We start from the raw sequence: 20,458 nt of genomic DNA on the forward strand, positions 1-20,458 counted from the left end.
GGTGTAGATTTGCATAGTTGTAAAACGCAAAGGCCGGTTCATTTGAACCGGCCTTTGTCGTTTACGGCGCCCTGCCCGACTAGCTGAATCCCAGCTTGCGCCGCGCAGCGATCAACGCAACCAGACTCACCAGCGCGGCAAAGATCATGTAGAAGCTCGGCGCAACTTTCGTATCGGTCGCGCGAATCAGCCACGCAATGATGAACGGCCCAAACCCGCCGAAGATCGTCACCGCGATGTTATACGCGAGCGACATGCCGGTCGTGCGCGTCTGCACCGGGAAGATTTCCGACAGCAGGCCGGGTAGCGCCGCGAAGTAGCCGGTCATCAGAAAACCGAGCACGACCTGCACGACGATCAGTGCACCAAACGTCGGATTCGCGACGAGCCACGCGAACGCCGGATAGATCAGCACGAGCAGCAGTACCGCCGACACCAGCATGATCGACGTGCGTCCATAACGATCCGACAGATGTCCAACCAGCGGTGAAAACACCAGCTGGATCACACCGGTCAACGCGATCGCCTGGAACGCCACCGACGGCGCGAGCCCCAGTTGCTTGACGCCATACGTCGGCATGAACAGCACCAGATAGGTCGACACGGTGCCGAGCACCACGATCCCGATCGCGATGAGGAGCCGCAGCTTCTGACTCGCGAACGTGTCGCGCAGCGGAGTATCGGTGGTTTCGGCGGCGAGGAATTCGGGCGTTTCGTCGAGCTTCGTGCGGATGTACCAGGCGATGGGGCCGATCAGCAGCCCGAAGAAGAATGGCACACGCCAGCCCCACGAAGCCATCTGCGCAGACGACAGTTCACCGGTCAGCACCGCGCCGAATCCGGCCGCGAGCAAGGTGGTCAGCCCCTGGCTCGCGACCTGCCAGCTCGCGAAGAATCCGCGCCTTCCCGGCACGTGCTCGGCCAGAAACGCGGTCGCGCTGCCGAACTCGCCGCCCGCGGAAAAGCCCTGCATCAGCCGTGCTGCGACGAGGATCAACGGAGCGGCGACGCCGATGGTCTCGTAGGTCGGAAGGATAGCGATGATCAGCGTACCGATCATCATCAGCAGGATAGACAGCGTGAGCGCCGCCTTGCGGCCGACGCGGTCCGCGTAGGCGCCCAGCACGATCGCACCGAGCGGACGCATGAAGAACGATACGCCGAATGTGCCCAGCGTAAGCAGCAGCGAGATTGCGTCGTTGCCGGCCGGAAAGAAAAGCTTCGAGATGATGACGGCGAAAAAGCCGTACACCACGAGGTCGAACCACTCCAGCGCGTTGCCGATCGACGCGGCGACCACCGCGCGCCACGTGCCGCGGCGCACCGCCGCGGGGTTTGCTGCTGTCGTTGCACTCATGCAGATCTCCGTCGCGCGCGAATTATGTAATGCGGACGGTCAAGGCCGCCTCGCGGGCCGCGACTGGTTGCACGCACAACAGTCGGGCGTCAACGCACTATTTACCGCAAAAATTAAAGCTGCGCGAGTACTTCCTTGTATCCGCCCGTCTCCGGCGAGGCCATAAAAAAACCGCTTCGGCGCCGCAGCGCTCGAAGCGGTTTCTACACAAAACCGTCCTGCGACTTACTGCTTGATGCCTTCAGCCTGGATGTGCAGTTTCGTTGCCATCTTGAAACCGTACGTCTTACCGTAGTCGACACCGAAGTCGTCGCGGTTAAACGTGCCTTCCGCTTCGACGCCGCACACTTCGCGCTTGAGCATCGGATGCTGGATGCACTTGAACGAATCGATCTCGAGATTCAGCGGCTTGGTCACGCCGTGCAGCGTCAGCGCGCCGATCACTTCGACCGGCTTGTCGCCATCGAAGCGGATCTGCGTGCCCTTGTACGTTGCCGTCGGGAACTTCGCGACGTCGAAGAACTTGTCGCCGACCAGTTCGGCGTCGAGCTTGGCATTGCCGATCTGCACCGACGAGAGGTCGACCGTGACGTCGACCGTGCCGGTCTTCGCCGCACGATCGAGCGTGACCGTGCCCGAGCTCTTCGTGAACTTGCCGCGCCACACCGACAGGCCGCCGAAGTGATCAGCCTCGAAGCTCGGGGCGGTATGCTGCGGATCGAGTTGATAGGTATCGGCGGCAAATGCGCCGAACGACAGCGACGACGCGAGTGCGCCAGCAGCGATCAAGAGGGTCTTTTTCAAGTGATGCTCCTTCTTTGAAGAAAGCGCACCGCGTGTAGTGCGGTGCTTTCGGTTATATCAAACGACTGCGCTTACTTATGTGCTGCGACGATGTGAAACTTGATCGTCACCGCGTCGGCGACCACCGACGTGTCCTTCCACTCGCCCGTACCGATGTCGAACTGCGAGCGCTTGATCGGCAGTGAACCGTCGAAGGTCTGCGTCGTGCCCTGCTGCGTGACCGTGACGGGTACGACGACGGTCTGCGACTTGCCCTTGATGGTCAGCTTGCCGGTCACCTTGAACTGGTTACCGCCAGCCGCCGCGATCGCCGTGGAAACGAACGTCGCGCTCGGATAGGTCTTCGTGTCGAACCACTCCTTACCGCGCACCTGATCGTTGTAAGACGCATCGCCGAGATCGTAGCTGCCGACATCGATCGTGAACTGCGCACTGCCCGCCGCCGGCTTGGCCGGATCGAACGATACCTGCGCGGTGAATTTCGTGAACTTGCCTTCCACCGGCACGTTCATCTGCGTCGAGATTGCGGTAATCGTGCTCTTCGCCGCATCGACCTGCGCCCAGGCGCTGCCGGCAGCGGTCAATGACGCGGCGGCAAACGCCGCGAGCATGTATCGATAAAACGAAACTTTCATGGTCGTCCTTATTTGAGGAAAGGGATCATCCGCGACAGCAGCCCATCGCGGTCCAGCCATTGATGTTTGAGCGCCGCCGCGACGTGCATCACCACGAGTGCGAGCAGCCCGTAATTCAGCGTTATATGGACGGTTTTCAGCAGAACCTTCAGAGCGGGATCGGGCGCGATCAGCCGTGGCAGCGGCACGAGACCGAGGTACACGACCGGCACGTTTGCCGCCGAGCTGTACAGATAGCCCGACACCGGAATCGCCACCATCAGCACATAGAGCAGCCCGTGCACCGCGTGCGCGGCACCGCGCTGCCACAGGGGCGTCTCGCGCGACAGCGGGGGCGCTGCATGGGTTGCGCGCCACAGGATGCGCAGCACCGCCAGCGCGAACACCGTCACGCCGATCCATTTATGCCAGGAGAAATAGCGCAGCTTGGTCGGCGTGAAACCGGGGATGTCGGTCATTACCCAGCCGAGCGCGAAACCGCAGACGATTAGCAGCGCAATCAGCCAGTGAAATGCAATCGCGGTGCGCGTATACGACTCGCGTGGAGCGAATGATGGGTCGTGGGTCATGGCGGGTCGAGGCCAGCTAAAAAGACTATACGAAGGTTAAACGATCCAGCATGTACCGTTATTCCCGATGCAGTGCGCATCGGTCAGGCACACAACATGCACTAAGGCCGCCATGCTACCCCAAGCCGTAAAAGGCGGTATGGACCAAAAACGCCGTCATAGCGGCATCTGGCGGGCCGCAGCGGAACGGGAACGACGAGGGAGCGTTGCTGTCCGAGACGGGTCGCTGCGTAAAATTATCGAGGGCGACCCGGCAAAAAAATCCGGCTTACCCGCCGCAAATGCCCGCCACAGGCGCGTTTGGTACTATTGCCTCACTGGTTGCCGGACCTCCCGGCAGCGCGTGTCCCCATTCACGTCGTTTGCCTTTTAGCCCGCATGGAACATGACCACCACCTGATTGCGTGCCACGAGTGCGACACACTGTTTCGCAAACCGCGGCTATCCGGCCGCGCCACCGCGCGCTGCCCGCGCTGCGGGGCCACGCTGTACCGCGGCGTGTCGGGCCGGCTCGATAGCATCACTGCGCTGACCGTTGCCGCGCTGATCACGTTCCTGATCGCGCAGGGCTTTCCGATCGTCGAACTCGAAACCAACGGCATCACGTCGCAGACCAGTCTGTTCGGTGCGCTCGTCGCGCTGTGGGACGAAAACATGCAGATCGTGGCCGTCATCGTGTTCTGCGCGACCACGCTGTTTCCGCTCACCGAACTCGTCGCGCTGCTCTACATCCTCATCCCGGTGCGCCGCGGCCATGTGCCGCCGGGCTTCAACCGGGTGCTGCGCGCGATCCAGTTCGTGCGGCCGTGGGGCATGATCGAAGTGTTCATGCTCGGCGTGCTGGTGACGATCGTGAAGATGGTCAGCCTCGCGCGCGTGATGCCCGAGGCCGCGCTGTTCGCGTTCGGTGCGCTGACGCTGATGCTCGCCGTCGTCGTCACGTTCGATCCACGCACGCTGTGGGACGTCGTCGACGATCTGCGTGCGCGCCCCGCGCCGCGTCGCAAACAGAAAGCCCATCCGGGTCAGCCGGGCCGCGCCGCAGTCGCGAACCGCCCGGCCAGCGCACCCGCGCCAGTCACACCGCGTCAGGGATGAGCCGCCGATGAAATACCTCACGGCGTCGCGCGCCGGCCTGGTCGCCTGTCACGCGTGTGGACACGTGTCGCAGCGCGTGCGCTCGGTGGTCCCTCAACACTGCCCGCGCTGCGGCGCGGTCCTGCACCGGCGCAACCCGGACAGCCTGATGCGCACGTGGGCGCTGCTGATCGCGGCCGCGTTGCTGTATATTCCGGCGAACCTGCTGCCGATCATGCACACCTCGTCGCTCGTCGGCTCCGAGGACGACACGATCATGAGCGGCGTGGTCTTCTTCTGGACCTCGGGCGACTGGCCGCTTGCCATCATCGTGTTCGTCGCGAGCATTCTCGTGCCGATGCTGAAGCTGTCGGTGCTGCTGCTGCTCACCGTCACCGCGCAGCGCCGCTCCACCTGGCGGCCGCACGAACGCACGAAGCTGTACCGGATCGTCGAGCGCATCGGCCGGTGGTCGATGCTCGACGTATTCGTGATTACGCTGACGGTCGCGCTCGTGCGCTTCAAGTCACTTGCTGTGATCACCGCAGGGCCGGGCGCGCTGGCGTTCGGCTCGGTCGTGATCCTGACGATGCTGGCCTCGATGCAGTTCGATCCACGTCTCATCTGGGACCACATCGATAACGCAAAACGGGTTGACGACAGCAACGCCAACGCCGCCAAACGCCATACCGGAACTACCGCTCAGGACCTCAACCATGACTAGCCCGCAAGGCCCCATCGTTCCGCCCGACCTGCCTGAGCCCGACATCGAACCGAGGCGGACCTGGCTGCCGTCGCTTGTCTGGGTCATTCCGCTGATCGCCGCACTGATCGGCATCGCGCTCGTCGTCAAATCGGTCGTCGATCGCGGGCCGACCATCTCGATCCTGTTCAGCTCCGCCGAAGGGCTCGAGCCCGGCAAGACCAAGGTCAAGTACAAGGACGTCGATATCGGCGAAGTGAAAACGATCAAGCTGATCAACAATCACACGCAGGTAGAAGTCGTCGTGCAGCTCACCAAGGAAGCCGAAGACTTCGCGGTGAAGGACACGCGTTTCTGGGTCGTGCGTCCGCGGGTCGGCACGAGCGGCGTCTCGGGTCTCAACACGCTGCTTTCCGGTGCTTACATCGGTGTCGACGCGGGTCACTCGCAGGACACGCAAAAGCTCTATACCGGCCTCGAAACGCCGCCCCCCGTCACCGGTGATCAGCGTGGCCATCGCTTCACGCTGCGCGGTGAATCGCTCGGCTCGATCGACATCGGCTCGCCGGTCTATTACCGACGCGTGCAGGTGGGCCAGGTGGTCGGCTTCGCGCTCGACAAGGAAGGCACCGGCGTCACGATCCAGGTGTTCGTCAGCGCGCCGTACGATCAGTACGTCGGCACGAATTCGCGCTGGTGGCATGCGAGCGGTGTCGATCTGCGGCTCGATTCGAGTGGCTTCACGTTGAACACGCAGTCGCTCGCGACCGTGATTACCGGCGGCCTCGCGTTCCAGTCGCCGCCGGGGCAACTGGTCGGCCAGCAGGCCGCGGATAACGCAACCTTCCGCCTCGGCGCCGACGAGGCCGATGCCATGCGCGAGCCGGACGGCCCGCCCGTGCGTGTCGTGATGAATTTCAACCAGTCGCTGCGCGGGCTGTCGGTGGGCGCACAGGTCGACTTCCGCGGTATCGTGCTCGGCCAGGTGACGGCGATCGGTGTCGAATACGATCCGAAGGCACGCAACTTCACGATGCCGGTCACGATGAATCTGTACCCGGACCGCCTGCGCCGGCGCTCGGTCGGCAGCGTGCCCGCCGCAGGCACGCCGGCGAGCCGCGAGCTGCTGCAGCGTCTCGTGCAGCACGGACTGCGCGGCCAGTTGCGCACGGGCAACCTGATCACGAGCCAGCTGTACGTGGCGCTCGATCTGTTCCCGAAGGTAGCGCCCGCCACCATCGACGTGTCACGCGATCCGGTCGAGATACCGACCATTCCGAACACGCTCGATGAACTGCAACTGCAGGTCGCCGACATCGCGAAGAAGCTCGACAAGATACCGTTCGACGAGATCGGCACGAATCTGAACAGCTCGCTGAAAAACGCCGATCAGTTGTTCTTGCGACTCAACACCGAAGTGGTGCCGGAGGCGCGCGACACACTGTCGGCCGCGAAGCACACTTTCAATTCCGCCGAATCGACGCTGCAGCAGGATTCGCCGCTGCAGTCCGACGTACACCAGGCGTTGCAGGAACTGACCCGCACGCTGCAGTCGCTGAATGCGCTGTCGGATTATCTGGAGCGTCATCCCGAATCGCTGTTGCGCGGCAAACCAGGAGATAAACCATGACGCAAACCTGGCTTCCCGGCCTCTTCTCTAGTTCGTCGCGTTCGCTGCGTACGGTCGGCGGTATTGCAGCCTGTGCGGGGTTGATCGCGCTCGCCGCCTGTTCGTCGCCGCCGAGCCGCTTCTATACGCTCGGCTCCGACGCGACCACTGCACCGGCTCGCAGTGCGGCGCACGCGCAGTTTCTGATCGAAGTACCGCCCGTCGATGTGCCGGCACAGGTCGCAAAGACATCGTTCGTCGTGCAGACCGGCGCGAACCAGGTCGATGTGCTGGAGCAGACACGCTGGGCTTCGCTGCCCGGCGACGAGATCCGGCGCGCGCTATCGGTCGATCTGACGCAACGGCTTGGCACAATCGATGTAGCCGGCACCGCGTATCCGGACGGCGTGCCCGTGTACCGGGTCAGCGTGAACGTGCAGCGTTTCGAATCGTGGCCCGGTTCGCATGCGCTGATCGACGCGGTGTGGAGTGTGCGCGCAGTGCGCACGCAGGCCGTGATGACCTGCCGCAGCATAATCAGTGAACCGGTGACGGGTGGTTATGACGCGCTCGTCGAGGGTCACCGGCGCGCGGTGCAGGACATCTCCGCGCAGATCGCGACGGCCGTCGGTGCGCTTGCGGCTGCGCCACAACCGCGCGCTGCCGCTGCGTCCACGAAGAAGGGTGCCGCGGCACCGGCTACTGTGCAGCCTGTAACGGTGCCTTGCCCGTTGCCTGCGTCGACCGGGACGTCGGCGAACGCGGCTGGCGGGGCCAGTGGTTGAATTCAGCGGCCAGCTTGGCGGCTTAAGAGCGGCTGCAAACGATCGGTAGTAGCAAACCCCGCCACCGGAAGCCGGCCCGGTCCGCGCGCTGCTACCCGACTCGATAAGGCCGCCCGCAAACGGGTGGCACGCCGCGCGTTGCAGTACCGCGTGCTCGCCGCCCGGCAGAAAAAGTCGTCGCCCGCCCGATGCCGAAGCCGCGCGCAGTCCGTCCATACCCAACGACCGTCACGCACGACACACCCTGACCCATGCTTCGTTCTCTCAAGACGTTCCTGAAAAAATGGCGCGCCTCGCGCAACGGCGGACATCAACTGGATGCGCTGCTCGCGATCGCGGACGTGAACGCGCCCTACGCCGAGCGCAGCGAATGGCTGATCGAACTCGCGCACTGGCTGCATCGCGGCGGCAGTCTGCAGACCGACACCGCTGATACGCCCGACGACGCACCGCGCCCCATCCCCGCGCATACGCGCGTGCGCTACCTGCTGCACGTGCTCGATCGCAACCTCGCGTGGAAGACCAACGTCGCCGGTATCCTGCGTGCTGTGCTGCGCGAAAGCGACGGCATCTCGTTGCTGTGCGACGCCGGCATGCCCGTGCATTCGGGCTTCTTCGGCGCGCTGTTCGAGCGAGCACAAGCGTCGCTGATCCCGCCCGCGCCGAATCGCCGCGAACTGTCCGCGCTGTTCACGCTGATGTTCACGTCGCAGCAGGATGCCGAATGGATTGCATCGCTGCCCGCCGATCTGCTCGCGCGCATTCGCGATCTGTTCGACTACGAATCCGGCGAAATAAACCTGCAACCCGGCGGCGCGCTGTCGCTCGATCTGCTCGCGGCGATGCATAACCTGACCTGCCAGATCAGTTCGACGGGGTTGTCGCAGACGGTCCGCAGCCGCCTGGGCGATGCCGATGCGTCCGATGCACCCGATGCGTTCGACGTACGCAAGGCGATGGAAAAGCAGCCGTTTTACCGGCTCACTCGCGCGATGCTTGCGGTCGAGGCCGCACATCACGCCGTCGAAGCAAGCACCGACGGCACGAGCCCTGGCTCTGGCACGGAAGCAGCCCGGTTGCTGCACGAGGTCAACTATCTGCGCATCCTGCTCGACGAATGCCGGATCGCCACCGACAACGTCTTTTCGCACCTCTACCGCAACGGCGTGAGCGTCGACATCGTCTTCCAGGTCGAGCGGATGCGCATGCGCATCGTGCGCGCCGAGTTGCTGCTCGATGCCTGGATGGCCGCCGACGACCTGCACGCAGGCGCACGCCTCGTCGCCGAACTCGTGAACGCGAATCACGCGAGCCAGAGCGTGGCGCATCTGCTGCGTAGCAATTTCTCGCTGCTTGCACGCAAGGTCGTCGAGTACAGCGCGGACACCGGCGAGCACTACATTGCACGCGATCGCGCCGAGTATCTGAAGATGCTCCGCATGGCGGCTGGCGGCGGGCTCGTGACCGTCGTCACCGTGTGCGTGAAATTCGCGATCACGGGGGCGCATCTGCAGTCGATGTTCGAAGGGCTACTCGCCGGCATCAACTACGCGGCCAGTTTCCTGCTGATGCACTTCCTGCACTTCTCGCTCGCCACCAAGCAACCCGCAATGACCGCGCCGACGCTCGCGCGCGAACTCGACGGGACCGGCACGCGCGAAGGGATGGATAACTTCGTCGCGTCGGTGGTTGCGTTGATCCGTACACAGTCGGCGGCGGTGTTCGGCAATGTCGCGGTCGTGTTCCCCGTGTGTCTCGTCGTGCAGTTGCTGTGGCATGGCGTCTTCGGCGCGAACCTGATCTCGCCGGAAAAGGCCCACGCAACGCTGCATTCGTTCTCGCTGCTCGGCCCGACGCCGTTCTACGCGGCGCTGACCGGCGTGCTGCTGTGGTCGTCGAGCCTGCTCGCGGGCTGGGCCGACAACTGGTTCGTGCTGCACCGGGTCGGCGACGCGCTCGCCTACAACCGGCGGCTACGGATGACGCTCGGGGTCGCGGGCGCGACGCGGCTCGCCGGGTTCTGTCGCTCGAACATCGCCGGTGTGATCGGCAATGTCACGCTCGGTTTGATGCTCGGCCTCGTTCCGGCAATCGTCACGGCGCTCGCCTTCAGCTTCGAAGTCCGGCACGTCACGCTGAGTTCAGGTTCGATCGGCGTTGCGCTCGGCGTGCTCGGCAAAGGCGCATTCAATACGCCCGAGCTATGGTGGGCGCTGGCCGGCACGTTCAGCATGGCGGTGCTGAACGTCGCCGTGAGCTTTGCACTGGCGTTCCTGATGGCGGTGCGCTCACGCGACTTGCGGGCGAAGGACGTGCGCTCGCTGCGCGGGGCGTTCCTGCGGCATGTGCTGCGTCATCCGCTCGATCTCGTCTGGCCGGTGCGGCGGTCGCGCGAGGCTGGCTAGCGGTTAGTCCGCCCTGGGGCGCCCTGCCCGTATCCCTGACATATCGGCAGAAACGCACCGGGCTCGTGCCGCGCCGGCAGGGTCGCATACCTGGCACGCACCCGGCCCGCCCACCCCGACCGCGTACAATAGCGCCTTATTCAACGCCTCCCGGCACGCTCAATGTCCTTCGAATTTTTCCTCCCCTGCCCGCGCGGCCTTGAAGCCGCGCTTGCCGCCGAACTCGCCGAGATCGCCGCACGCCACCTGAACGGCGCGCCTTTCACGGCCGGCGCCCAGGTGCCGGGCGGCGTGCACTTCCGCGGGGGCTGGGCCGCGGGCATGGCGGCGAACCTGCATTCGCGCCTCGCGAGCCGCGTGCTGCTGAAGCTCGCACACCAGCCGTACCGCAGCGAACAGGACATCTACGCGCTCGCGCTCGAACAGCGCTGGGAGCAGTGGTTCTCCGCAAACGAAACGCTGCGCGTCGACGTGACGGCGATCAAGTCGACGCTGCGTAGCCTCGAATTCGCGACGCTACGGGTCAAGGACGCCATCTGCGACCGCCTGCGCGAAGTGAGCGGCGAACGGCCGAACGTCGACACTGCCGCGCCCGACGTGCGCGTCTTCGCTTTCCTTACCGCCACCGATTGCACGCTGTACCTCGATACCTCCGGCGAACCGCTGTTCAAGCGCGGCTGGCGGCTCGACAAGGGCGCGGCGCCACTGCGCGAGAACCTCGCCGCAGGCATCCTGCGTCTAACCGGCTGGACGCCCGGTACGCCGCTTTACGATCCGATGTGCGGCAGCGGCACGTTCCTCGCGGAAGCCGCGCAGGTGGCACTGAACGTCGCGCCCGGTTCGGAGCGCCGCTTTGGCTTCGAGAAACTGCGCCAGTACGACCGGAGCGTGTGGCAAGGCCTGAAGGCCGCCGCGCTCGATGCAAAGAAGGCGGCCGCGTCATCGCGCAAGGATCTGCAGATTTTCGGCAGCGACATCTCTGGGGACATGCTCGACAAGGCCCGCGCGAATTTTCAGCGTGCAGGCTTGCCCAGCATCGTGCTCAAGCAGGTCGACGCGCGCGGCATGAGCGCGCCGGTCGCGACGCCGGGCATCCTCGTCGCGAATCCGCCGTATGGCGAACGGATCGAAGTGCGCGGCCGCGGCCCGCGCGGTGAAGTCCGCGAAACCGGGCGTGACCGGCGCGAAGACCGTGATTCGCGCGAAGCACGTGATACCCGCGATTCCCGTGACGACGACGGCTTTCGCCGCGTCCACACCGACGCACCGCCAGACAGCGAGTTTTTCAAGGCGCTCGGTGACTCGCTGAAGCAGCGCTTCACCGGCTGGCACGCGTTCATCCTGACCTCCGATCGCAAGCTGCCCGGCCAGTTGCGGTTGCGCGAGTCGACCAAAACGCCGCTCTTCAACGGCGCGCTCGAATGCCGGTTGTTCCGCTTCGATCTGATCGCCGGCAGCGTGCGGCAACGCCCGGCCAGCGACACGCCTGCGGACTGAAAACCGCGTCATGGGGCCGTTGCATCGCCCGATGCACGGCTCACTTTCTGCTCCAAGACGCCGAGGCTACTGACAGCACGCTGGCAGTAGCCCGGTCGCACACTCCTCTCCATGCCATCCGGTGTCGTCGACGCCGTCCGTGGCCCACAGCGATCTACCGGAGAGAGTCATGTCAACCGTCACCGCAACAGAAACGGCAGTAGCAACAGCCACCGCGAGCCGCGTCATCGCCTGGTTCGAAATCCCGTCCACCGACTTCAATCGTGCGACGCGCTTCTATGAGGCCGCGCTCGACACGCAGCTGCAACGCGAAGTGATGGGCGGCGTACCGATGGCCATATTCGGCCACGAAGAAAGCGCAACGGGCGGCTGCATCGTCTACAACCCGCGCGAAATCAAACCCGTTTCGGATGGCGTGCTCGTGTATCTGAACGCGGAGCCCTCGGTGCGGGAAGCACTCGAGCGCGTCGAGCGCGCGGGCGGCAAGAAGGACGGCATGGCGATCGAGCTGCCGAACAACTTCGGCTACGTCGGCTTTTTCATCGATACCGAAGGCAACCGCGTCGGCCTGCATTCGCTGAAACTGGCCTGAAGAAGCGTTGGTTGCAGGGCCCGGCGTGGCGCTATCATCGGAGCACTGTTCACTCGCTCCTGTCCTCCCGATGACGCGTCGCGCCGACCGCCTGTTCCAGATCGCCGAATTGCTGCGCGGCCGCCGCCTGACTACGGCGCAGCAGCTTGCCGACTGGCTCGGCATCTCGCTGCGCACCGTCTATCGCGATGTCCACGACCTGCAGTTATCGGGCGTACCGATCGAAGGTGAAGCGGGCATCGGCTATCGGCTCAGCCGTGCGGCGAGTCTGCCGCCACTTACGTTTACCGCCGACGAACTCGCCGCGCTCGCCGCCGGCGCGCGGATGCTCGAATCATGGGGCGGTGCGAGCTTCGCAGGCGGCGCACGCAGTGCGCTCGCGAAGATCGCCTCCGCAATGCCCGCCGACAAACGCGCCGCACTCGAACGCCTCGCGGTGTTCGCGCCGTCGTTTCATGTCGATCAGGAATTTTTCGTGAAGGTGGATGCGCTGCATCGCGCGGTCGATTCGCGTCACGTGGTGAGCTTCCCGTATCGCGACCGGCTCGGTGCGCACACGGAACGGCGCGTGTGGCCGCTCGGGCTCATCTATCTGGGTGGACGCTGGATGGTCGGCGCGTGGTGCGAACTGCGCGAAGACTTTCGCAATTTCGACATCGCCCGTATGGGCGGCGTGGCGCTGCACGAGACCTTTCCGGACATGAGCGGCCGGCGTCTCGCTGATTATCTGCGGCACATCAACGCACCGAACGAGCCGGTGATACGCTGACGTGCCGCACGTACCTCTTCACTCCACCGCCTTGACCATATCCTCGATGACCTTCTTCGCATCGCCGAAGACCATCATCGTCTTCTCCATATAGAACAGGTCGTTGTCGAGGCCCGCGTAGCCCGCGGCCATTGATCGTTTATTGACGATCACCGTGCGCGCCTTGTACGCCTCGATGATCGGCATGCCCGCGATCGGCGACTTTGGATCGTTCTTCGCGGCCGGATTCACCACGTCGTTCGCGCCGAGCACGAGCACCACATCGACCTGGCCGAACTCGCTGTTGATGTCCTCCATCTCGAACACCAGGTCGTACGGCACTTCGGCTTCGGCGAGCAGCACGTTCATGTGCCCCGGCATGCGCCCCGCCACCGGATGGATCGCGTAACGCACATCAATGCCCTTCGCGATCAGCTTGTCGGTGAGTTCCTTCAGCGCATGCTGCGCGCGTGCCACGGCAAGTCCGTAACCCGGCACGATCACGACGGTTTCGGCGTTGCCGAGCATGAACGATGCATCGTCGGCGGAACCGGACTTCACTGGGCGTTGCTCCTGCGCACCCGCCGCCACCGCGCCCGGTTCGGCGCCGAAGCCGCCCAGCAGCACGTTGAAGAACGAGCGGTTCATCGCGTGACACATGATGTACGACAGGATCGCCCCCGACGAGCCGACCAGCGACCCTGCGATGATCAGCATCGGGTTGTTCAGCGAGAAGCCGATCCCCGCCGCCGCCCAGCCCGAGTACGAGTTGAGCATCGACACGACCACCGGCATATCCGCGCCGCCGATCGGGATGATGATCAGCACCCCGAGCGCGAACGCGATCACCGTCATGATGATGAACGGCAACCAGGCCTGCGTCAGGAAGAAGATCACGCCGAAGCCGAGCATCGCGATCGCGAGCATCAGGTTCAGCAGATGCTGCCCCGCGTAGACGACCGGCGCGCCCTGGAACAGCCGGAACTTGTACTTGCCCGACAGCTTGCCGAACGCAATCACCGAGCCGCTGAACGTGATCGCGCCAACGAACGTCCCGATGAACAGTTCGATCCGGTTGCCGTACGGCAGGAAGCCGGCATAGGGCGCATCCTCGATACCGATCCCGAACGCGGCCGGCTCGCAGACCACCGCATACGCGATACAGACCGCGGCGAGACCGATCAGCGAGTGCATCGCCGCGACGAGTTCCGGCATCTTCGTCATCTCGACGCGTGCCGCGACGAACGCACCAATCGCCCCGCCTACTACCAGCGCGCCCAGCAGCAGCGACAGCCCGAGCGTGAGGTTCGAACCGAGCACCGAGGCCTGTTTGACGATCAGCGCAACGGTGGTGAGGATCGCGATCGCCATCCCCGTCATGCCGAACACATTACCGGCGCGCGCGCTCTTCGGATTCGACAGCCCCTTGAGCGCCTGGATGAAACACACCGATGCGACGAGGTACAGCAGCGTAACGACGTCGATACTCATTTACGCACCCTCCTTGGCCGCACTGGCGAGCTTCTTCGGTTCCTTCTTGCGGAACATCTCGAGCATGCGCCGGGTGACAAGGAAACCGCCGAACACGTTGACAGCCGCGAGCAGCACCGCCAGCGTGCCGAAGAACTTGCCAGGCCCGCCGATCGTGAGCCCGGCCGCGAGCATCGCACCGACGATCACGATCGCAGAGATCGCGTTGGTTACGGCCATCAGCGGGGTGTGCAGGGCCGGTGTCACGTTCCAGACGACGTGATAGCCGACGTAGATTGCCAGCACGAAGATGATCAGGTCGATCACGGTGTGGTTGATGACTTCCATCGCCGCTCCTCTTTATGGTTTGCGCGTGACGGCGCCGTCGCGAGCCAGCAGCGTGGCCGCGACGATGTCGTCCGCGAGATCGATGTTCAGGGTGCCTTCTTTCGTGACGATTAGCTTCAGGAAATCGAGCAGGTTGCGTGCGTAGAGCGACGATGCATCGGCGGCGACCATCGATGCCAGGTTCGTATAGCCGACGATCTGCACGCCGTGCTTCGTCACGACCTGGTCCGCTTCGGTAAGTGGACAGTTGCCGCCGCGCCGGCCTTCGTACTCCGCGCCGCGGCCGGCCGCGAGATCGACGAGCACGGAGCCGGGCTTCATCGCTTGCACGGTTTCGACGGAGATCAGTGTCGGTGCGGGACGCCCTGGGATCAACGCGGTGCTGATGACGATGTCGGCCTGCTTTGCGCGTTCGTGGACGAGTGCGGACTGGCGCGTGAGCCAGCTTGGCGGCATCGGCCGCGCATAGCCACCGACGCCTTGCGCGGCATCGCGCTCCTCGTCGGTTTCATACGGCACATCGAGGAATTTCGCACCAAGCGATTCGATCTGCTCTTTCACGGCCGGGCGCACGTCCGATGCTTCGATCACCGAGCCGAGGCGCTTTGCCGTAGCGATCGCCTGCAGACCCGCGACGCCCGCACCGAGAATCAGCACGCGGGCGGCCTTCACGGTGCCTGCGGCAGTCATCAGCATCGGCATGAAGCGCGGATACAGCGTGGCGGCGAGCAACACGGCCTTATAACCCGCGATGTTCGCCTGCGACGACAGCACATCGAGGCTTTGCGCACGCGTGGTACGCGGCGCGGCTTCGAGCGCGAACGCAGTCACGCCGGCCGCAGCGAGTTTCGCGGCGTTGTCGGCATTGAACGGATCGAGCATGCCGACGAGTACGGCGCCGCGTTTGAGCTGCGGGAGTTCGGCTTCGGTGGGGGACTGGACCTTGAGGACGAGATCGGCGCCGAATGCGGCGGCTACATCGACGATCTCGGCGCCGGCAGCGGTAAAGGCTTCGTCGGGAAAGCTGGCGCCGTTACCGGCACCGCTCTGAACCGTGACCCGATGGCCCTGCGCGACGTATTTCTTCACGGTCTCGGGCGTCGCGGCGACGCGGGTTTCATGCGCGCGCGTCTCGGCTGGCACTCCGATGTGCATCGTTGAATCCTCCTCGACCTTCCTGTGAATTGCCGACGAGGCCCGCCGGCTTGCTGGTGCAACGGCTACGGGTGTCCACTTTAACCGAAATTCCCGTGCCGGCTGGCAGCCTGGGGTTTGTATTGGCATGGGGTTTATGCCAATCGGCTGGGTTTGGCTTTTACCTCTCCGTCGGCTTTATTTTTTCTCCGTACGGACTGGCCGTCCGGCCGTCTGGCCAGGCCGCCCGCGTTGCGGCAATGTTGCAATCCGCCCACAGCTCCCGCGGACGTGCTTCCGGAAGATCGCCCGCCGTTGTCTGGACGACCGATATCCAACGTATACTTTCGCCGGATTCCATAAAAGGCAGATGTGATGAAACTCATCGGTTCGCTGGCGAGCCCGTTTGTCCGCAAGGCGCGGATCGTACTCGCCGAAAAGAAGATCGACTACAAGCTGGTGCTCGAGAACGTCTGGGCGCCGGACACCACCATTCACACCTTCAATCCGATCGGCAAGGTGCCGTGCCTGATCATGGAAGACGGCGAGGCCGTGTTCGATTCGCGTGTGATCTGCGAGTACGTCGATACGCTGTCGCCGGTCGGCAAGCTGATTCCGCAGTCGGGTAGGGAACGTGTCGAAGTGCGCTGCTGGGAGGCGCTCGCGGACGGGATACTCGAAGCCGCGGTGTTGATCCGCCTTGAAAATGTGCTGCGTCCTGCCGACCGTCGCGACGACGCGTGGCTTGTACGCCAGCAGCGCAAGATCGATGAAGGTCTGATTGCGATGACGCAGGGGCTCGGCAGCAAGACGTGGTGCGCCGGCAATCACTACACGCTGGCGGACATCGCGCTCGGTTGCGCGCTCGGTTATCTGGACTTCCGGATGCCCGAGATCAACTGGCGCGAAGCGCATCCGAATCTCGACAAACACTTTCAGAAACTGACGCAGCGGCCGTCGTTCGTCGATACCTTTCCGTCAGATTGAAGCCGTCGCCGCGAGCGTGGCCGTTGCGGTCACGCTGCGGCCGACTCATCGCTGTGCGGGAAAAACCGCCTGCGGCGAACTCAACGCCGCAGGCGATTTTCCCGTGCTGCCGGATTAACGCTCAGGCCGCCGCAGTTTCAAGCGCCGGCGCAAACGAATCGCTGCGCGCCACCGGCCACCACTTCTCGTAGAGCGAGAACCGGTAATTGCCGTTGATCAGATCGTTCGGCTCGAGATACTTGAGCAGATCGGACATCAGACGCACTTCGTGAGACGACACGCGCCGCACGATGTGATGCGCACGCAGGTCCGACGGGTGATGCAAGCCCGCCGCCTGAATGATTTCCTGCAAGGCATGCAGCGTGTTGTGATGGAAGCTGAACACGCGGTCCGACTTGTCGGGCACGACGACCGCGCGCTGACGCACCGGGTCTTGCGTCGCGACGCCGGTCGGACAGCGGCCCGTATGGCAGGTCTGCGCCTGAATGCAACCGACCGCAAACATGAAGCCGCGCGCCGCGTTGACCCAGTCCGCGCCGATCGCCAGCGTCTTGGCGATATCGAAGGCGGTGATCATCTTGCCGCTCGCGCCGATCCGGATACGATCGCGCAAACCCGCGCCGACGAGCGTGTTATGCACGAGCAACAGCCCTTCTTGCAGCGGCACGCCGATGTGATCGGTGAATTCGAGTGGCGCCGCACCGGTACCGCCTTCCGCGCCGTCGACGACAATGAAGTCCGGCAGGATGCCTGTTTCCAGCATGGCCTTCGCGATGCCGAAGAATTCCCACGGATGGCCGATACACAGCTTGAAGCCAGTCGGCTTGCCGCCGGACAGACGCCGTAGTCGCTCGACGAATTCGAGTAATCCGCGCGGTGTCGAAAACTCTGAGTGGGTAGCGGGCGAGATGCAATCGCGTCCCATCGGCACGCCACGCGTTTCGGCGATTTCGGGGGTGATCTTCGCGGCCGGCAGCACACCGCCATGCCCGGGCTTCGCGCCTTGCGAGAGCTTCACCTCGATCATCTTCACCTGCGGCTCGTGCGCCTGCTTCGCGAATTTATCGGGGTTGAAACTGCCGTCGTCGTTACGGCAACCAAAGTAACCCGACGCGATTTCCCAGATGATGTCGCCGCCGTGCTCGCGGTGATACTTCGACATCGAACCTTCACCCGTGTCGTGCGCGAAATTACCTTTCTTCGCACCGAGGTTCAGCGCCATGATCGCGTTCGCCGACAGCGAACCGAAGCTCATCGCGGACACGTTGAAGATCGACAGCGAGTACGGTTGCTCGCGTGTCTCGCCGACCAGGATACGAAAATCGTGCCCGTCGATTTTGGTCGGCGCAAGCGAATGGCTGATCCATTCGTGACCGGTTGCTTTCACATCGAGTTCAGTGCCATACGGACGGCTGTCGACTTCGTTCTTCGAGCGCTGATAGACGATGCTGCGCTGTGCGCGCGAGAACGGTTTTTCGTCGGTGTCGTCCTCGATGAAGTACTGACGGATCTCCGGACGAATGAACTCGAACATGAAGCGGAAGTGGCCCCACAGCGGGTAATTGCGCAGGATCGCGTGGTGCTCTTGCGTCAGATCGAAGATGCCGAGCCCGACCAGCAGCACGGGCACGATGATCCAGAACCACGACAGGTGATGCAGCGAGGCAAGCGCCCCGCAGGCGACGACCAGTAGCACCGCGCACCACATGGCCAGATAGCGTCGATAAAACATGGGGGCTCCGTTGCAGTGAGTCCCCGCGGCGGGATCGTCAGGTTCGGGTACGGCAGGGATCCGTTGCGGGGTGGGACGAACGACTGCTCATTTTGTTGTGAAGGTGCAGCGTACCGCAGATGCGCGCGGTACGCCGCCAAGCTGCCGCGCACGAAACTTCCCGAAGCTCAGCGCGCCGTCAATAGCGCGGCTTGCTGCGGCCGGCGCACAGCGGGTTGCGCCGTGGTTGCGTGCTCGATGATGCCGCCGCCAAGACAAACATCGCCATCGTAGAGCACCGCGGATTGCCCCGGTGTGACAGCCCACTGCGGATCGTCGAAATGCAGTTCGAAGGTGCGGCCGCTATCGTCCGCGGCATCGAACGTACAAGCTGCGTCGGCCTGGCGGTAACGCGTCTTGGCGCCGCACGCGAAACCTTCCGCGGGCGCATGGCCCGCCACCCAGCTCGTGTTGCCGGCGACGAGCGTACGGCTCAGCAGCCACGGATGGTCGTGGCCCTGCACGACGTACAGCGTGTTCGACGCCATGTCCTTGCCGGCGACGAACCACGGCTCGCCGCTGCCATCCCGGCTGCCGCCGAGACCGATGCCCTTGCGCTGGCCGAACGTATAGAACGCAAGACCGATGTGCTCGCCGACCAGCTCGCCGTCGGGGGTCTTCATCGGGCCGGGTTGGGTCGGCAGATAGCGGTTCAGGAAATCGCGGAACGGCCGTTCGCCGATGAAGCAGATGCCTGTGGAATCTTTCTTCTTTGCGTTCGGCAGACCGATCTGCTCGGCGATCTCACGGACCTTCGTCTTCGGGATTTCGCCGAGCGGGAACATCGTGCGCGATAACTGCGCCTGGTTCAGACGATGCAGGAAGTACGACTGGTCTTTCGTGAGGTCCTTCGCTTTAAGCAGCTCATGGCGACCGTCGATTTCGCGCACGCGCGCGTAGTGGCCGGTTGCGATGGTTTCCGCACCGAGCGACATCGCGTGATCGAGGAACGCCTTGAACTTGATTTCCGCGTTGCAGAGCACATCGGGGTTCGGGGTGCGGCCGGCCGAGTACTCGCGTAGGAATTCGGCGAATACACGGTCCTTGTATTCGGCGGCGAAGTTGACGGCTTCGACATCGATGCCGATCAGGTCGGCGACCGAAACGACGTCGATCCAGTCTTCACGGGTCGAGCAGTATTCGCTGTCGTCGTCATCTTCCCAGTTCTTCATGAAGAGACCGACGACGTCGTACCCCTGCTCCTTGAGCAGCCACGCGGTGACCGACGAATCGACGCCGCCTGACATACCTACTACGACTTTCTGCTTGCTCATGGGTTGCCTGACTTGCTTGATGCGGAGGGCGCGACCGCGTGCGTGTGGACGAGATCGAGCGGAAAACGCCGGCCCGCGAGGTAGTCGTCGACGCAGCGCATCACGAGCGGCGTGCGATGCCGTTCGGGACAGGCGCGGAGCTCGTCGGCGGTCATCCACAGGGTGCGGACGATGTCCGGATCGAGGGCTCGTTCATCCAGCGCTTCTGCAGCCTGCCCGCAGAAGGTGAAGCGCAGGTAGGTGGTGCCTGTGCTGTCGCTGCTGCCTTTGCTGCCTGCCGTCGGCTCGAAATGCGTCATGTAGATGCCAACCAGTGCGTCGGGCGCGAACGGATGCGCCGATTCTTCTAGCGTTTCTCGGGATGCTGCTTCTACCAGCGTTTCGCCTGCTTCGAGATGGCCGGCTGGCTGGTTGAGCCGCAGCCCGGCGGGCGTATGTTCCTCGACCAGCAGGAAGCGGCCATCGCGCTCGATGACGGCGGCGACTGTGACGTGGGGGGCCCATGTTTCCATGGGGGCGTATTTTACAGGGTTTGGGGGTTTGGCTCAGGGGGCGGGGTTTTTGCTGTTTGTCCCTGCCGGGGGGGCCTGGCGGCGGGTTCTTGTTTGGCTGGGCCGGGGGCTTCTTGTTGGCGCCTCGCGGCTGGTTCTTGTTTGCCTGCACAGGCGGCGGCACGGCAAGAACAGACACTGC

19 protein-coding genes are annotated in these 20,458 nt (G+C 64.0%); 9 read left to right on the forward strand and 10 right to left on the reverse strand.

Annotated features, from left to right (window positions below; all coding sequences use genetic code 11):
• Positions 1-79: 79 nt before the first annotated feature.
• From BWP39_RS13960 to BWP39_RS13975, 4 genes are all read right to left on the reverse strand, one after another.
• Positions 80-1,357 carry an MFS transporter gene (locus tag BWP39_RS13960; protein WP_096721049.1) on the reverse strand — a complete coding sequence of 426 codons (1,278 nt, stop codon included), beginning with the start codon at positions 1,355-1,357 and terminating at the stop codon, positions 80-82.
• A 225-nt stretch (positions 1,358-1,582) separates the two neighbouring features.
• Complete coding sequence (locus BWP39_RS13965) at positions 1,583-2,161, reverse strand: YceI family protein (RefSeq protein ID WP_096721051.1); 579 nt, start codon at positions 2,159-2,161, stop codon at positions 1,583-1,585.
• Between the two features lie 71 nt (positions 2,162-2,232).
• Positions 2,233-2,796: a YceI family protein gene (locus BWP39_RS13970; protein WP_096721053.1), complete on the reverse strand. Its 564-nt coding sequence runs from the start codon at positions 2,794-2,796 to the stop codon at positions 2,233-2,235.
• A gap of 8 nt (positions 2,797-2,804) precedes the next feature.
• Positions 2,805-3,365 (reverse strand): cytochrome b, encoded by a 561-nt coding sequence (locus tag BWP39_RS13975; RefSeq protein WP_096721055.1) that lies wholly within the window; start codon positions 3,363-3,365, stop codon positions 2,805-2,807.
• Between the two features lie 378 nt (positions 3,366-3,743).
• Here BWP39_RS13975 and BWP39_RS13980 point away from each other — a divergent pair, with 378 nt between their 5' ends.
• The 8 genes from BWP39_RS13980 (at position 3,744) to BWP39_RS14015 (ending at position 12,802) form a co-directional block, all read left to right on the forward strand.
• Complete coding sequence (locus BWP39_RS13980) at positions 3,744-4,463, forward strand: paraquat-inducible protein A (protein ID WP_096721057.1); 720 nt, start codon at positions 3,744-3,746, stop codon at positions 4,461-4,463.
• 7 nt (positions 4,464-4,470) lie between these two features.
• Complete coding sequence (locus BWP39_RS13985) at positions 4,471-5,166, forward strand: paraquat-inducible protein A (protein WP_096721059.1); 696 nt, start codon at positions 4,471-4,473, stop codon at positions 5,164-5,166.
• Positions 5,159-6,775, forward strand: a complete 1,617-nt coding sequence (locus BWP39_RS13990; RefSeq protein WP_096721061.1) for a PqiB family protein — start codon at positions 5,159-5,161, stop codon at positions 6,773-6,775. Before BWP39_RS13985 ends, BWP39_RS13990 begins: the two co-directional genes overlap by 8 nt.
• Complete coding sequence (locus BWP39_RS13995) at positions 6,772-7,539, forward strand: PqiC family protein (RefSeq protein ID WP_096721063.1); 768 nt, start codon at positions 6,772-6,774, stop codon at positions 7,537-7,539. The genes BWP39_RS13990 and BWP39_RS13995 overlap by 4 nt, the downstream gene beginning before the upstream one ends.
• Before the next feature lie 251 nt (positions 7,540-7,790).
• Complete coding sequence (locus BWP39_RS14000) at positions 7,791-9,944, forward strand: site-specific recombinase (RefSeq protein ID WP_096721065.1); 2,154 nt, start codon at positions 7,791-7,793, stop codon at positions 9,942-9,944.
• 162 nt (positions 9,945-10,106) lie between these two features.
• The gene (locus tag BWP39_RS14005; RefSeq protein ID WP_096721068.1) at positions 10,107-11,441 is read left to right on the forward strand and encodes a THUMP domain-containing class I SAM-dependent RNA methyltransferase; all 1,335 of its coding nucleotides are present in this window, start codon (positions 10,107-10,109) and stop codon (positions 11,439-11,441) included.
• A gap of 169 nt (positions 11,442-11,610) precedes the next feature.
• The gene (locus BWP39_RS14010) at positions 11,611-12,033 is read left to right on the forward strand and encodes a VOC family protein (protein WP_096721070.1); all 423 of its coding nucleotides are present in this window, start codon (positions 11,611-11,613) and stop codon (positions 12,031-12,033) included.
• Positions 12,034-12,103: 70 nt separating this feature from the next.
• The gene (locus tag BWP39_RS14015) at positions 12,104-12,802 is read left to right on the forward strand and encodes a helix-turn-helix transcriptional regulator (protein WP_096721072.1); all 699 of its coding nucleotides are present in this window, start codon (positions 12,104-12,106) and stop codon (positions 12,800-12,802) included.
• Positions 12,803-12,820: 18 nt separating this feature from the next.
• Here BWP39_RS14015 and BWP39_RS14020 read toward each other — a convergent pair whose 3' ends face one another.
• Genes BWP39_RS14020 through BWP39_RS14030 form a run of 3 tightly spaced genes read right to left on the reverse strand, consistent with a single transcriptional unit; the run spans position 12,821 to position 15,754 of the window.
• Positions 12,821-14,272 (reverse strand): NAD(P)(+) transhydrogenase (Re/Si-specific) subunit beta, encoded by a 1,452-nt coding sequence (locus BWP39_RS14020; RefSeq protein ID WP_096721075.1) that lies wholly within the window; start codon positions 14,270-14,272, stop codon positions 12,821-12,823.
• Positions 14,273-14,599, reverse strand: coding sequence for an NAD(P) transhydrogenase subunit alpha (locus BWP39_RS14025; RefSeq protein WP_091009957.1), 327 nt, complete (start codon positions 14,597-14,599; stop codon positions 14,273-14,275).
• A 12-nt stretch (positions 14,600-14,611) separates the two neighbouring features.
• A complete protein-coding gene (locus BWP39_RS14030; protein WP_096721077.1) occupies positions 14,612-15,754 on the reverse strand; it encodes a Re/Si-specific NAD(P)(+) transhydrogenase subunit alpha in 1,143 nt (380 codons plus the stop codon).
• A 354-nt stretch (positions 15,755-16,108) separates the two neighbouring features.
• Here BWP39_RS14030 and BWP39_RS14035 point away from each other — a divergent pair, with 354 nt between their 5' ends.
• Positions 16,109-16,720, forward strand: coding sequence for a glutathione S-transferase N-terminal domain-containing protein (locus BWP39_RS14035; RefSeq protein ID WP_096721079.1), 612 nt, complete (start codon positions 16,109-16,111; stop codon positions 16,718-16,720).
• A 121-nt stretch (positions 16,721-16,841) separates the two neighbouring features.
• On the opposite strand, the gene BWP39_RS14040 is transcribed toward BWP39_RS14035, so the two are convergent.
• The 3 genes from BWP39_RS14040 to BWP39_RS32095 all read right to left on the reverse strand — a co-directional run bounded on the left by BWP39_RS14040 (position 16,842) and on the right by BWP39_RS32095 (position 20,277).
• A complete protein-coding gene (locus tag BWP39_RS14040; protein WP_096721081.1) occupies positions 16,842-18,452 on the reverse strand; it encodes an FMN-binding glutamate synthase family protein in 1,611 nt (536 codons plus the stop codon).
• 167 nt (positions 18,453-18,619) lie between these two features.
• Positions 18,620-19,765 carry a tRNA 2-thiouridine(34) synthase MnmA gene (gene mnmA / locus BWP39_RS14045; RefSeq protein WP_096721083.1) on the reverse strand — a complete coding sequence of 382 codons (1,146 nt, stop codon included), beginning with the start codon at positions 19,763-19,765 and terminating at the stop codon, positions 18,620-18,622.
• The gene (locus BWP39_RS32095) at positions 19,762-20,277 is read right to left on the reverse strand and encodes an NUDIX hydrolase (protein WP_096721085.1); all 516 of its coding nucleotides are present in this window, start codon (positions 20,275-20,277) and stop codon (positions 19,762-19,764) included. Before BWP39_RS32095 ends, mnmA begins: the two co-directional genes overlap by 4 nt.
• Positions 20,278-20,458 lie beyond the last annotated feature (181 nt).

Source organism: Paraburkholderia acidicola, assembly GCF_002362315.1.
Taxonomy (GTDB): Bacteria; Pseudomonadota; Gammaproteobacteria; order Burkholderiales; family Burkholderiaceae; genus Paraburkholderia; species Paraburkholderia acidicola.